This is a genomic window from Sphaerotilus montanus (assembly GCF_013410775.1).
GTDB classification, from domain to species: Bacteria; Pseudomonadota; Gammaproteobacteria; order Burkholderiales; family Burkholderiaceae_C; genus Sphaerotilus; species Sphaerotilus montanus.
In genome coordinates this window covers 2,488,844-2,502,226 of record NZ_JACCFH010000001.1, presented here as the reverse complement: position 1 = coordinate 2,502,226, position 13,383 = coordinate 2,488,844, and the positions used below count along the sequence as shown (strand labels likewise).

Annotated in this window: 14 protein-coding genes; 7 read left to right on the top strand and 7 right to left on the bottom strand. The window is 69.1% G+C overall.

What is annotated here, in order from left to right; genetic code table 11:
- Positions 1-16 precede the first annotated feature (16 nt).
- Together BDD16_RS11300 and BDD16_RS11295 are read right to left on the bottom strand one after the other, a co-directional pair.
- Positions 17-937, bottom strand: coding sequence for a prenyltransferase (locus BDD16_RS11300; protein WP_179634045.1), 921 nt, complete (start codon positions 935-937; stop codon positions 17-19).
- Between the two features lie 52 nt (positions 938-989).
- Positions 990-1,823, bottom strand: a complete 834-nt coding sequence (locus tag BDD16_RS11295) for a CsgG/HfaB family protein (protein ID WP_179634044.1) — start codon at positions 1,821-1,823, stop codon at positions 990-992.
- Positions 1,824-1,952: 129 nt separating this feature from the next.
- Between BDD16_RS11295 and BDD16_RS11290 the strand changes: the two genes are divergently transcribed.
- The 3 genes from BDD16_RS11290 to tnpC are packed head-to-tail and all read left to right on the top strand — an operon-like array spanning position 1,953 to position 4,442.
- On the top strand, positions 1,953-2,405 hold the full coding sequence (locus BDD16_RS11290) for a transposase (RefSeq protein WP_246332523.1): 453 nt from the start codon (positions 1,953-1,955) through the stop codon (positions 2,403-2,405).
- Entirely contained in the window at positions 2,402-2,740 is a 339-nt protein-coding gene (gene tnpB, locus BDD16_RS11285) for an IS66 family insertion sequence element accessory protein TnpB (protein ID WP_034011921.1), read from the top strand. Before BDD16_RS11290 ends, tnpB begins: the two co-directional genes overlap by 4 nt.
- Positions 2,741-2,759: 19 nt before the next feature.
- Positions 2,760-4,442, top strand: coding sequence for an IS66 family transposase (gene tnpC, locus BDD16_RS11280; protein ID WP_310733992.1), 1,683 nt, complete (start codon positions 2,760-2,762; stop codon positions 4,440-4,442).
- Between the two features lie 111 nt (positions 4,443-4,553).
- Here the strand turns inward: tnpC and aspS are convergent, their stop codons facing one another.
- From aspS to BDD16_RS11255, 5 genes are read right to left on the bottom strand one after another with little or no spacing between them, the layout of a single operon-like run.
- Positions 4,554-6,350, bottom strand: a complete 1,797-nt coding sequence (gene aspS / locus BDD16_RS11275; protein WP_179634043.1) for an aspartate--tRNA ligase — start codon at positions 6,348-6,350, stop codon at positions 4,554-4,556.
- A 32-nt stretch (positions 6,351-6,382) separates the two neighbouring features.
- Entirely contained in the window at positions 6,383-7,048 is a 666-nt protein-coding gene (locus BDD16_RS11270) for a DUF502 domain-containing protein (protein WP_179634042.1), read from the bottom strand.
- Positions 7,049-7,060: 12 nt separating this feature from the next.
- Positions 7,061-7,378 carry an FmdB family zinc ribbon protein gene (locus BDD16_RS11265; RefSeq protein ID WP_179634041.1) on the bottom strand — a complete coding sequence of 106 codons (318 nt, stop codon included), beginning with the start codon at positions 7,376-7,378 and terminating at the stop codon, positions 7,061-7,063.
- Positions 7,379-7,405: 27 nt separating this feature from the next.
- Positions 7,406-8,980, bottom strand: a complete 1,575-nt coding sequence (gene ubiB, locus BDD16_RS11260) for a ubiquinone biosynthesis regulatory protein kinase UbiB (protein WP_179634040.1) — start codon at positions 8,978-8,980, stop codon at positions 7,406-7,408.
- Positions 8,977-9,498, bottom strand: coding sequence for a hypothetical protein (locus tag BDD16_RS11255; RefSeq protein WP_179634039.1), 522 nt, complete (start codon positions 9,496-9,498; stop codon positions 8,977-8,979). The genes ubiB and BDD16_RS11255 overlap by 4 nt, the downstream gene beginning before the upstream one ends.
- A 160-nt stretch (positions 9,499-9,658) precedes the next feature.
- Here BDD16_RS11255 and galE point away from each other — a divergent pair, with 160 nt between their 5' ends.
- From galE to queC, 4 genes are read left to right on the top strand one after another with little or no spacing between them, the layout of a single operon-like run.
- Complete coding sequence (galE, locus tag BDD16_RS11250; protein ID WP_179634038.1) at positions 9,659-10,675, top strand: UDP-glucose 4-epimerase GalE; 1,017 nt, start codon at positions 9,659-9,661, stop codon at positions 10,673-10,675.
- A 22-nt stretch (positions 10,676-10,697) separates the two neighbouring features.
- Positions 10,698-11,342 (top strand): DsbA family oxidoreductase, encoded by a 645-nt coding sequence (locus tag BDD16_RS11245; protein ID WP_179634037.1) that lies wholly within the window; start codon positions 10,698-10,700, stop codon positions 11,340-11,342.
- A 36-nt stretch (positions 11,343-11,378) separates the two neighbouring features.
- Entirely contained in the window at positions 11,379-12,659 is a 1,281-nt protein-coding gene (locus tag BDD16_RS11240; protein ID WP_179634036.1) for a glutamate-5-semialdehyde dehydrogenase, read from the top strand.
- A complete protein-coding gene (queC, locus tag BDD16_RS11235) occupies positions 12,656-13,378 on the top strand; it encodes a 7-cyano-7-deazaguanine synthase QueC (protein WP_179634035.1) in 723 nt (240 codons plus the stop codon). Before BDD16_RS11240 ends, queC begins: the two co-directional genes overlap by 4 nt.
- Positions 13,379-13,383: the final 5 nt, after the last annotated feature.

The window sequence follows — 13,383 nt, the reverse complement described above, 5'->3', positions numbered from 1 at the left end:
CTTTCCGCACGCCACCTCAGCGCAGGCTGGCGATGTGCAGAAAAGCCGCTGTCAGCAGCACACCATGCAGCACGGCCGCCCCCAGCGTCAGCACGATCGCCGGCCGCAGCCGGGACGGTGCCTGCCGGTGGCGCCAGAGCAGCCCGGCCGCCACCAGGCTGAGCGGCGCCGAACCCAGCCCCCACCACGCCGTGGTCGGCAGCCACAGCGCCTGCCACCAGAACGCCACCCAGGCATGGGCCGCGGTCACCAGCAGCAGATAGCCGACCGCCGCTGCCGTCGGCCCGAGCCGCACGACCAGCGTGCGCTTGCCGACCTGCGCATCGCTGCGGGCATCGGGGAATTCGGCGATCCACAGCATCGCGGCGATCAGCAGCGCCGGGCTGACGCCGGCCAGCGCGGGCGCGAGGTCGAAGTGCCGCCGCTGCACATAGTCCGCCCCGATGACAACCAGCCACCAGCCCGCCGCCACCGCCAGCTCGCCCACCCCGCGCGACATCAGCGCCAGCCGCGGATGCGAGTACGCCCAGCCGAGCGCCAGCCCCGCAAGGCCGATGCCGATCAGCCCGGGTCCGGCCCGCGCGGCCAGCACCAGCCCGCCGCCGATGACCACCATCCCGATCATCTGCACCATGTCGCGCAGTTGCACCGCGGTGAACACGCCGTCCTGCACCACCCGCGAGCCGCCGGTGAAGGGCCCGATGCGGTCGGTGTTGAGCGCATCGGAGCCGATCAGCGCGTCACCCCAGTCGTTGTGCAGGTTGATCGCCGCGTGGGCCAGCAGCGCCAGCACGACGGTGCCCGCCGCGTCCAGCGGATGCCAGCCCGCGCCGCAGGCCTGCGAGGACGCAATGCCCAGCAGGGCCGCGACCAGCGTGACGACAAGGAAGCCGGGGCGGGTGGCAGCGATCCAGCGGGCCGTGGTGGTGGGGCTCATGCCCCACAGGGTATCGATGCGCCGGGCCAGTCGCCTTGCGCGATCTCAAGACTCAGGTCCCCGGCCCCTTGGTCGCCACAGCCGGTGGCAATGCCTTGGCCTGGAGCTGCCGCACCTGGAGCACCAGCTGGTTGTGCGCATCGAGGAACGCTGCCGCCACGACCTTGCCCTCGCTGGAGTTGCTCCAGCCTGCCCCGGTGGCCGTGCCGAGCTTGCCGAGCAGCAGCCCGCCAACCCCCAGGTCGGTCACGCGCACCGAGCCCGTCGAGGCCGCCACCTGCTCGGTGGTCTCGTTGTCGCTCAGCAGCAGTGCGACCTGCGCCTCCTTGAGCTTGACCTGCTCGGCCAGCCCGACGAGGCCCACCAGGTCACGCAGCACCGGGATCATGCCGATCACGCCGGCCAGACCACGGCCAGCGTCCATCTCGCTGAAGGTGAGGCTGGGCGTCAGCGTGTACTGGGCTTCGTAGCCGCGGCCCTTCTGCACCGTGCTGCCCTGCTGGCGCAGGATACCGGCCTCTTTCAGCTCCTGCTCCTGCACGGTGCTGCGCAGCCCGGCCGCGCGGTCCACCACGCGAAAGCACCCGCTCTGCTGGGCCAGCAGCTTGACCAGCGGCACCGGCGAGGCAGGAAGCTGGTAGTGGCCGTGCATCGTGTAGCCCTGCGGGTTCTCGGCCAGTGCCAGCGTTGCCACGGGCGCCGTGCAGTGCAGCAGTTCACGGGCGGCCGACTGCGCCCCGGCAGGGCCCGCCGAGCCGGTGACCGCCGAGCCCCCCTGACCCAGTTCGGTGCCAGCCTCGGGCTTCTGACCACAGGCCGTCAGACCCGCCGACGCCATCACCACCACCACCATCACCGCAACCACCGCATCGCTCGGATTTTTCATGACCACCCCTGACAACAAAAACAGAACACAAAAAGAGACCCAGTATGGTGAGCGACCAGCCATGCCCACTTGAAGGAGCTGGATAGCTCCGAGACGATGGTGTCCAGCAATGTGAATTGGTGGACAGCAATGGAACACAAGGACAAGACGAGGCGGGTACACGACGCCGAGTTCAAGGCGAAGGTGCTGGGTGAATGCCGACAGCCTGGCGCGTCGATTGCGGCCGTGGCGCTCAGGCATGGGCTGAACGCGAACGTGGTGCGTCAGTGGCTGGCGGGTCGGGGAGTCAAGCGGGCAGGCCTGCTGGGACCTGGGTGCGAGGTGCCGACGGCGGCGTCAGCACCCATGGTCATGGGCAACCCGGCGCCGGTGGTCGATGCCCAGTTCGTAGCGCTGGCCTTGCCAGCACCGGACAGGCCGCGGCCGAGCGCCGAAGGCCCTGGCATGGCGAACCCGAGCACGCCGGACATTCACATCGAGTGGCGCAGCGGTGCAGCCCGGCTGACGGTGAGCTGGCCGGCAGCGCAGGCCCAGGCGTGTGCGGCGTGGTTGCGCGAACTGGCCGCCGGGGTGACGAAGTGATTCGCATCGACGCACTGTGGGCCTGCACGGCGCCGGTGGACATGCGCGCCGGGGCGGACCGGCTGCTGGCGTGTGTGGTGCAGACGCTGGGGGCGGCGCAGGCCCACCACGGCTACCTGTTCGCGAATGCGCGGGCCACGCGCGTCAAGCTGATCGTCCATGACGGCTGGGGGGTGTGGTGCGCGGCCCGGCGACTCAACGCGGGGCACTTCGTGTGGCCGCGGGGGTTGGAGTCGAGCACCCCGCTGGCCCTGACGCAGGAGCAGTTCGATGCGCTGATCGTGGGGCTGCCGTGGCAGCGGCTGCACGAGCGGCGGGTGATCACGCGGGTGTGAGCGGATGCCGGAGGCGCAATTGCTGAAGTTGCCGATGGCGGGGCTGGCCTCGTGCGGGCAGCATGGGCGCATGCATGACGTGGACGCGCTCCAGAGCCAGGACCTGAGGGGCCTGACGCCACAGGCCCTGGAGGCCCTGGCGCAGCACCTGCTGGTGCGCGTGCAGCAGCAGTCGCGCGAGATCGTGTGGCGGGACGCGAAGATCGAGAAGATCACGTTCGAGCTGGCGCGGCTCAAGCGCTGGAAGTTCGGCGCGCGCACCGAGGCGATGGATGCGCAGCAGCGACAGCTCTTCCTGGAGACGCTGGTCGAGGACGAGGCGGACCTGCAGGCGCAGCTCGCCGAGTTGCAGGCCCGGCAGTCGCCACCGCCAGTGAGCCCCGAGAAGGCACCCCAGCCCCCGCGCCGGCAGGCGCTGCCCGAGCACCTGCGCCGCGTGGAGCATCACCACGAGCCGGCCGACACCCACTGCCCGGCGGTGGACTGCGGCGAGCCGATGACCCGGGTGGGCGAGGACGTCAGCGAGCGGCTGGACATCGTGCCGGCGGAGTTCTTCGTGCATCGGCACATCCGAGGCAAGTGGGTCTGCCGGTGCTGCCAGCGCCAGGGCGTCGATCGCCTGGTGCAGGAGCCGGCCGAGCCGCAGGTCATCGAGCGGGGCATCCCGGCGAGCGGACTGGTGGCGTACACGCTCATCAGCCGGTTCGCCGACCACGTGCCGTACTACCGGCAGGAGGCGATCAATGCCCGCTCGGGCGTGCACACCCCGCGCTCGACGCTGGCCGCGTGGGCCGGTCAGGCGGGCGCGGCGCTGCACCCGCTGTACGAGGCGCTCAAGCGTTTCGTGCTGGGCAGCGCGGTCGTGCAGGCCGACGAGACGACGGTGGACATGCTGGACCCGGGGGCGGGCAAGACCAGGAAAGCGTACGTCTGGGCCTATGCACGCGGGGAATTCGATCCCCAGCCCGGCGTGGTCTACGACTTCTGCCTGGGGCGGGGCAGCAAGTACCCGCTGGCCTTCCTGGGCGGGCTGCCCACCGAGAACCGGGACCCGCCCTGGAGCGGCACGCTCGTGTGCGATCGCTATGGCGGCTATGACTCGGTGCTCGACCCCAAGGTCTTCCCGCGGCGCGTCTCGGCAGCCTGTGCCGCGCACGCCCGACGCAAGTTCGACGAACTCGCCAAGTCCGGCAAGAGCACCCTGGCCACTCAGGCGATCGTACGCTTCGCGGCGATCTACCACGCCGAGAAGTCGTTCGCCGGCATGGACGGCCCGACGCGAACGCAGGCCCGTCAACGCATCACCGCGCCGCTGTGGCAGGAGTTGCACACCTGGCTCAAGCTCGAACGCGGTCGTGTCGCCGATGGCGGCGCCACGGCCAACGCCATCGACTACAGCCTCAACCACTGGCCAGCGCTGACGCACCACCTGCTCGACGGGGCCGTGCCCGTGGACAACAACTATCTGGAGCGCCAGATCAAGCCCTGGGCCATGGGCAGGAAGGCCTGGTTGTTCTGTGGCAGCGAACTCGCCGGCCAGCGTGCGGCCGTGGTCATGAGCCTGGTGCAGTCGGCCAAGCTCAACGGGCTCGAACCCTGGGCCTACCTGCGCGATGTCCTTGGACGGCTGCCCACCCACCTCAACAGCCGCATTGACGACTTGCTGCCTCATCGCTGGCAGTCTCTGCATATCCCGGACTGATCAGGCTCGCCTGACGGGGGACCGCTGGTCGCTCACCCAGTATGCACAGCCACAGGGCAACAAAAAAGCCAGTCCGATGGACTGGCCTGTTGGGGGACGGACGGAGAGGAATCAGCCCTGCTGCACCGCCTGCGCGTTGCGCAGCCGGATGTGCAGCTCGCGCAGCTGCTTGTCCTCGACCACCGACGGCGCGCCGGTCAGCAGGCACTGGGCGCGCTGCGTCTTCGGGAAGGCGATCACGTCGCGGATCGACTCGGCCTTGGTCATCAGCGTCACCAGCCGGTCCAGGCCGAAGGCCAGGCCACCGTGCGGCGGCGCACCGTACTGCAGCGCGTCCAGCAGGAAGCCGAACTTGAGCTGCGCGTCGTCCTTGCTGATGTTGAGCGCGCTGAACACCTTGCTCTGCACCTCGGCGCGGTGGATACGGATCGAGCCGCCGCCCAGTTCCCAGCCGTTCAGGACCATGTCGTAGGCCTTGGCAATGCACTTGCCCGGGTCCGTGTCCATGTAGTCCTCGTGGCCGTCCTTCGGCGCCGTGAACGGGTGGTGCACCGCGTTCCAGCGGTTCTCGTCCTCGTCGTGCTCGAACATCGGGAAGTCCACGACCCACAGCGGCGCCCAGCGGTCCTCGAACAGACCCGACTTCTTGGCGAAATCGCTGTGCCCGATCTTCAGCCGCAGCGCGCCGATGGCGTCGTTGACGACCTTGGCCTTGTCGGCGCCGAAGAACAGCAGGTCGCCATCCTGTGCGCCGGTGCGGGCCAGGATGTCGGCGATCGCCTGGTCGTGCAGGTTCTTGACGATCGGCGACTGCAGGCCCTCGCGGCCCTTGGACACGTCGTTGACCTTGATCCAGGCCAGACCCTTGGCGCCGTAGATCTTGACGAACTCGGTGTAGCCGTCGATCTCGCCGCGGCTCATGGCGCTGCCGCCCGGCACGCGCAGCGCGACGACCCGGCCGCCCTTGGTGGTGGCCGGCGCGGAGAAGACCTTGAAGTCGACCGTGCCCATCACGTCGGTCAGCTCGGTGAATTCGAGCTTGACGCGCAGGTCGGGCTTGTCGGAGCCGAAGCGGTGCATCGTCTCGGCGTAGGCCATCACCGGGTAGTCGCCCAGCTCGACGCTCAGCGCCTTGCGGAAGACGTGGCGGATCATGCCCTCGAACATCGAACGGATCTCTTCTTCGGTCAGGAAGGAGGTCTCGATGTCGATCTGCGTGAATTCGGGCTGGCGGTCGGCGCGCAGGTCCTCGTCACGGAAGCACTTGGTGATCTGGTAGTAGCGGTCGAAGCCGGCCACCATCAGCAGCTGCTTGAACAGCTGCGGCGACTGCGGCAGCGCGAAGAAATGGCCGTCGTTGACGCGGCTCGGCACAAGGTAGTCGCGTGCGCCTTCCGGGGTGCTCTTGGTGAGCATCGGCGTCTCGATGTCCACGAAGCCCTGCTCGTCGAGGTACTTGCGCACTTCCATCGCCACGCGGTAGCGCAGCATCATGTTCTTCTGCATCGCCGGGCGGCGCAGGTCGAGCACGCGGTGCGTCAGGCGGGTCGTCTCCGACAGGTTCTCGTCGTCGATCTGGAACGGGGGCGTCACGCTCGGGTTCAGCACGTCGAGTTCATGGCACAGGAGCTCGACCTTGCCGCTGACGAGGTTGGCGTTCTCGGTGCCGGCCGGGCGGGCGCGCACCAGGCCGACCACCTTCAGGCAGAACTCGTTGCGCACGCCTTCGGCGACCTTGAACATGTCGGCACGGTCCGGATCGCAGACGATCTGCACCAGGCCTTCGCGGTCGCGCAAGTCGATGAAGATCACGCCACCATGGTCGCGGCGACGGTGGGCCCAGCCCATGAGGGTGACGATCTGGCCGGTCAGTGCTTCGCTGACCTGGCCTGCATAGCAGGTACGCATGGCGGTGGTGTCTTTCTTTGGAATCTCTGGATTCAGTGGGGGACCGCGGCGACGGCGACGGCCGGTGCGGCATGCACCGGCGGCGCGACCACGCCCATGGAAATGATGTACTTGAGCGCCTCGTCCACGCTCATCTCCAGCGCCCGCACATCCGCGCGCGGCGCCATCAGGAAAAAGCCGGAGGTCGGATTCGGCGTCGTCGGCACGTACAGGCTGACGAACTCGGTGTCCGCGGGCGTGCCCATGCGCGCGGCCACCTCACCCGCGGGCTTGCCGGTGACGAAGGCGATGGTCCAGCAGTCCCGACGCGGGTACTCGACCAGCACGGCCTCGCGGAAGGCCTGTCCGCTGCTGGAGAACAGCGTGTCGGACACCTGCTTGACCGAGGTGTAGATCGACTTGACGATCGGGATGTTCGACATCACCCGGTGCCACTGCCGCAGCCACCATTGCCCGACGAAGTTGGCGACGAACATGCCCGTCAGCAGCATCATCGTCAGCAGCGTCAGCACGCCCAGACCGGGGATCGACGACAGCCGCTCCAGCAGCGCGTGCGCACTGGCCGGCAGCACGGCCGTGGCCGCGTCGAGCAGCGTCTGGAAGACGCTGTTGAGCAGGCCCAGCACCCATGTCAGCACCCAGATGGTGATGGCCAGTGGCAGCCAGACCAGCAGGCCGGCAACGATGTATTTTTTCACGGTCGATCCGCTTCAGTGGCAGGCGCAGGAGCCGCCGCAGGGGGCCGACGGCGCGGCGCTGGCAGCGCCACCACCGCTGTCGGTCGAGGTCGATGCGGCCGGGGTGGCCGCCGCCGTGGCGCCAGCGGCCGCCGCCGGGGCTGCCGTGCCGCCGCGAAAATCGGTCTGATACCAGCCAGAGCCCTTGAGCTGAAAGCCGGCGGCCGTCACCTGCTTGGCGAACGCTTCGGCGCCACAGGCAGGACAGGTGGTGAGCACCGGATCGGACATCTTCTGCAGCACGTCCTTCGCGTGCCCGCAGGAGGAACAACGATAGGCGTAGATCGGCATCGCTAAACCCTTGATTCGAAACAGGAATTATAGAGGAGCCAGGCGGTGGAGCACCTGGACGGCCAGGGCGCCGAGCAGGAAGCCGACCGCCGCCCAGCCAAAGGCCTGCAGCAGCCGGTTGGTGCGGCGCTGCTCGACCAGCAAGGCGTCCATCAGCTCGCGTGACGGGCCGGACGTGGAGGCCGCCGCCGCCGTGTGCGCCAGGAGCGCCTCGTGCAGCAGCCGTGGCAGCTCGGGCAGGAAATGCGCGTAGCGCGGCGCCTCGTTCTTGAGCTGGCTGACCAGCGCGCGCCAGCCGATCTGCTCGTTCATCCAGCGCTCCAGGAAGGGCTTGGCGGTGCTCCACAGATCCAGTTCCGGGTCGAGCTGGCGGCCGAGGCCCTCGACATTGAGCAGCGTCTTCTGCAGCAGCACGAGCTGCGGCTGGATCTCGACGTTGAAGCGGCGCGAGGTCTGGAACAGCCGCATCAGCACCTGGCCGAGCGAGATGTCCTTGAGCGGGCGGTCGAAGTGCGGCTCGCAGACCGCGCGCACGGCGCCTTCGAGTTCATCCGCCCGCGTGCCCGGCGGCACCCAGCCGGACTCGATGTGCAGCTCGGCCACGCGCCGGTAGTCGCGGCGGAAGAAGGCGATGAAGTTCTGCGCCAGGTATTCCTTGTCGCGCGCATCCAGCGTGCCGACGATGCCGAAGTCGAGCGCGATGTAGCGCCCGAAGGTGGCCGGCGCGGTCGACACCATGATGTTGCCCGGGTGCATGTCGGCGTGGAAGAAACCGTCGCGGAACACCTGGGTGAAGAAGATGGTCACGCCGTCGCGGGCAAGCTTGGGGATGTCGACCCCGGCGGCGCGGAGCTGCTCGACCTGGCTGATCGGCGTGCCGACCATGCGCTCCATCACCAGCACGTTCTGGCTGATGTGGTCCCAGACCATCTCCGGCACCATCAGCAGCTCCAGCCCGCTCATGTTGCGGCGCAGCTGCGCGGCGTTGGCGGCCTCGCGGCCCAGGTCCAGCTCGTCGTGCAGGTACTTGTCGAACTCGGCCACCACCTCGCGCGGACGCAGGCGCCGGCCGTCGGCGGACAGCCGCTCCAGCCACTCCGCGCCTTTGCGCAGCAGGCCGAGGTCGGCGTCGATCACCGTCAGCACGTTCGGCCGCAGCACCTTGACCGCTACCTGCCGCCCGTCGTGCAGCACCCCAAAATGCACCTGCGCAATGGAGGCGCTGGCGACCGGATCGGCATCGAACTGCGAGAAGACCGCCTCGATCGGCTTGCCGAGCGACTGCTCGATGATCTGGCGGGCCTGCGCGCTCGGGAAGGGCGGCACGCGGTCCTGCAGCTTGGCGAGTTCGTCGGCGATGTCGGGCGGCAGCAGGTCGCGCCGGGTGGACAGCACCTGGCCGAACTTGACGAAGATCGGTCCCAGCTGCTCGAAGGCCAGCCGCAGGCGCTCGCCGCGCGGCGCGTCAAACCGGCGTCCGATCGACAGCACCCGCGCCAGCAGACGCAGACCAGGTCGTGGCGCCCGGGCCAGCACCAGCTGGTCCAGCCCGTGGCGCAGCAGCACCCACGCGATCAGGGCCAGCCGCGGCCAGTGCTTCATGCCGCGCCGCGCACGCGCTGCACGAAGGCCCCGACCGCCTGCGTCAGCCCGCGGCCGAGTTGTCCCAGCACCCGCGCCGGGCCGTCGCCGACCACGCGGGCGAGGTCGTCCTCGATGTCCCAGCGCAGGTTCTCGGCCAGCCAGCTCACCTCGGCGGCCAGCGCCGCATCACCACGGATGTCCATCGGCGGGCGCCCGGCCATGCCGCCGAACACCCAGCCCAGCAGCTCGGTGCCGTCGAGCGTAACCATCAGCGTCTGGTCCTCGCCCACGCCGACCGGCACGAGCAGCAGGTCCTCGTCCAGGTCGAGCAGACCGGCCGGCGAGATGCTCCACACCGCGCGCGGCGGCGGCGGCAGCATCGCCGGCCACTGGCGCCATTGCACGCCGACGGTGCGACCGACCTGGGTGGTCAGGCGACGGGTGGCTTCGGGTTCGGCGCTCAGCACGTGGTTGAGCAGCAGGGTGACGCGGCCGAGGGCCTCGCGTCCCAGGGGTTCCAGCAGGGCTTCAAACATGCCGTGATTGTAGGTGGGTGGTCAAATTGCGCAGCCGACAGGGCTGGAGCACCACCATTCATGCAGGAATCAGCGGATCCGGTTCAGGGTTTGCCACAATTCGCAGCACGGTTTTCCATTGACTGTCCATCCACTCACTCTTTCACCACACCCCACACCCATGCCTACCATCCTCCTGACCGGCGCCACCGGCTACATCGGCTCGCACACCTGGATCGCCCTGAAGGAAGCCGGCTTCAAGGTGCTGGGCGTGGACAACTTCGCCAACAGCTCGCCGGTCGTGCTGGAGCGCCTGACCACCCTGCTCGGCGAACAGCCGGTCTTCGAGGAGGCCGACGTCAACGACACCGCCCGCATGGAGGACATCATCGCCCGCCACGGCGTCTCGGCCGTCGTCCACTTCGCCGCGCACAAGGCGGTCGGCGAGTCGACCCAGAAGCCGCTCGAATACTTCCGCAACAACCTCGGCGGCCTGGTCAGCGTCGCCACCGCGATGAGCAACCAGGGCGTCAAGGCGCTGGTGTTCAGCTCCTCGGCCACCGTCTACGGCCAGCCCGAGCGCCTGCCGATCACCGAGGACTGCGCGCTCTCGACCACCAACCCCTACGGCATGACCAAGCTGCTGGGCGAGCAGATGCTGCGCGAGCTGGAAGCGTGCGACCCGAGCTGGGCCATCGCCTACCTGCGCTACTTCAACCCGGTCGGCGCCCACGCCAGCGGCCTGATCGGCGAAGACCCGCGCGGCATCCCGAACAACCTGATGCCCTACGTCACCCAGGTCGCCGTCGGCAAGCGCGCCCACCTGCAGGTCTTCGGCGGCGACTACGACACCGCGGACGGCACCGGCGTGCGCGACTACATCCACGTCGTCGACCTCGCCGCCGGCCACGTCGCGGCGCTGCGCCACCTGCTCGAAGCGAAGTCCTCGGTCACGGTCAACCTCGGCACCGGCCAGGGCTACAGCGTGCTCGACGTGGTCAAGGCCTTCGAGCGCGCCAGCGACCGCCCGGTCCCGTACAAGATCGTCGACCGCCGCCCCGGTGACATCGCCGCCTGCTACGCCGACCCGGCCGCCGCCGAGCGCGTGCTGGGCTGGAAGGCCGAGCGCGGCATCGACCAGATGTGCCAGGACAGCTGGCGCTGGCAGTCGATGAATCCCCAAGGGTTTGTCGGCTGAGCCTTCGTGCGATGCTTCGGAGATGAAAATCGATTTCGTCTCCGACGTCTCCTGCCCGTGGTGCGCCATCGGGCTCAACGCACTGGAACAGGCGCTTGAGCGGGTCGGCCCCGAGGTGCAGGCCACGCTGCACTTCCAGCCCTTCGAGCTCAACCCGTCGATGCCCGCCGAAGGCCAGGCCATCGTCGAGCATCTGACCGAGAAGTACGGCATCTCCGCCGAGCAGGTCGCCGCCAACACCGAAGCCATCCGCCAGCGCGGCGCGGGCGTCGGCTTCGCGTTCGGCCTGGGCAAGCGCAGCCGGATCTACAACACGTTTGATGCGCACCGGCTGCTGCACTGGGCCGGACTGCAATCCGCCGAGGCGCAGCGCCAGCTCAAGCACGCGCTGTTCAAGGCGTACTTCACCGACGGGCTGAGCCCGGGTGACCACGCGGTGCTGCTGGCGGCTGCGGCCTCTGCCGGGCTGGACACTGACGCGGCGCGGGCCGTGCTCGACAGCGATGCCTACGCCTACGACGTGCGCGAGCAGGAAGCGTTCTACCAGCAGGCCGGCATCCGCTCGGTGCCGGCGGTGATCCTCAATGACCGGCACCTGATCTCCGGCGGGCAGCCGGTCGAGGTGTTCGAGCAGGCGCTGCGGCAGATCGCGGCTCAGGAGGGCTGAGCCCGGGCCCGGCGGGGCTCTGCGACAATTCGCCGCATGAACACCCAGGACATCCCCGCCTACATGACCCGCGTCGGCGAGGCCGCCCGCGCCGCCGCGACCCGGATGGCCGCCGCCTCCACGAGCGCCAAGAACCGCACGCTGCTGGCCCTGGCCCGCCTGCTGCGCGACAACGTCGCCGCCCTCGACGCCGCCAACGCGCTCGACCTGAACGCCGCCGCGGCGAACGGCCTGTCCGGCCCGATGCTCGACCGCCTGAAGCTCGGCGCCAAGGTCATCGCCACCGTCGCCGAAGGCTGCGAACAGCTCGCTGCGATGCCGGACCCGGTCGGCGAGATCACCGGCGTCAAGCGCCGCCCGACCGGCATCAGCGTCGGCCAGATGCGCGTGCCGCTGGGCGTGTTCGGCATGATCTACGAGAGCCGCCCGAACGTGACGATCGAAGCGGCGTCGCTGGCGATCAAGAGCGGCAACGCCTGCATCCTGCGCGGCGGCTCGGAAGCGATCCACTCGAACCTCGCGCTGTGGAAGCTGGTGCAGGCCGCGCTGGTCGAAGCCGGCCTGCCCGCCACCGCGGTGCAGCTCGTCGAGACCACCGACCGTGCCGCCGTCGGCCAGTTGATCGCGATGCCGGCGTTTGTCGACGTGATCATCCCGCGTGGCGGCAAGGGCCTGATCGAGCGCATCTCGGCCGAGGCCAAGGTGCCGGTCATCAAGCACCTGGACGGCAACTGCCACACCTACATCGACGCTGAGGTGGACATCGCGCAAGCGCTCGTCGTCACCGACAACGCCAAGACGCAGAAGTACAGCCCCTGCAACGCGACCGAGTCGCTGCTGGTGCATGTGAACCAGGCGACGACGTTCCTGCCGCAGATCGGCGCGATCTTTGCCGCGAAGGGCGTCGAGATGCGCGCCTGCCCGCGCGCCAAGGCGATCCTGTCGGACGTGCCCGGCGCGACCGTGGTGGACGCGACGGAAGCCGACTGGTCGGAGGAATACCTCGCCCCCGTCATCAGCGTGAAGGTGGTCGACACGCTCGACGAGGCCATCGCCCACATCAACCGCTACAGCTCGCACCACACCGACGCCATCCTGACCACCAACCACCCGAACGCGATGCGCTTCCTGCGCGAGGTGGACTCGGCCAGCGTGATGGTCAACGCGAGCACGCGCTTCGCCGACGGCTTCGAGTACGGCCTGGGCGCCGAGATCGGCATCTCCACCGACAAGTTCCACGCCCGTGGCCCGGTCGGGCTGGAGGGGCTGACCTCGATGAAGTGGGTCGTGCTCGGCCAGGGCGAGATCCGCCAATGAACCCCCTTGCCGCCCGCGACCCGCGCACCGCCCTCGTGCTCTTCTCGGGCGGACAGGACTCGACGACCTGCCTGGCCTGGGCGCTGGAGCGTTTCCGGCGCGTCGAGACGGTCGGCTTCGACTACGGCCAGCACCACCTGATCGAGATGGACTGTCGGCTGACCGTGCGCGAAGAGCTGCGCGCGCAGTTCCCGCACTGGGCCGACCGGCTAGGCGACGACCATGTGCTCGACCTCGGCCTGATCGGGCAGCTCTCCGACACCGCGCTCACCGCCGAGCGGGAAATCGAATTCCAAGCGAACGGGCTGCCGAACACCTTCGTGCCCGGCCGCAACCTGCTGTTCCTCGGCTTCGCGGCGACGCTGGCCTACCGCCGGGGCGCATCGGTGCTGGTCGGCGGCATGTGCGAGACCGACTATTCGGGCTACCCGGACTGCCGCGACAACACGCTCAAGGCGCTGCAGGTGGCGCTGTCGCTCGGGCTGGCCACGCCGATGACGGTGGAAACGCCGCTGATGTTCCTGACCAAGGCGCAGACCTGGGACCTGTCCGAACAGCTGGGGGGGCGGACGCTGGTCGAGCTGATCATCGAGCACACCCACACCTGCTACCTCGGCGAGCGCGGCCAGCGCCACCCGTGGGGCCACGGCTGCGGCCACTGTCCGGCGTGCGAGTTGCGCCACAAGGGACACGCGGCCTGGCTGGCCGACGCAGGCTGACCCCC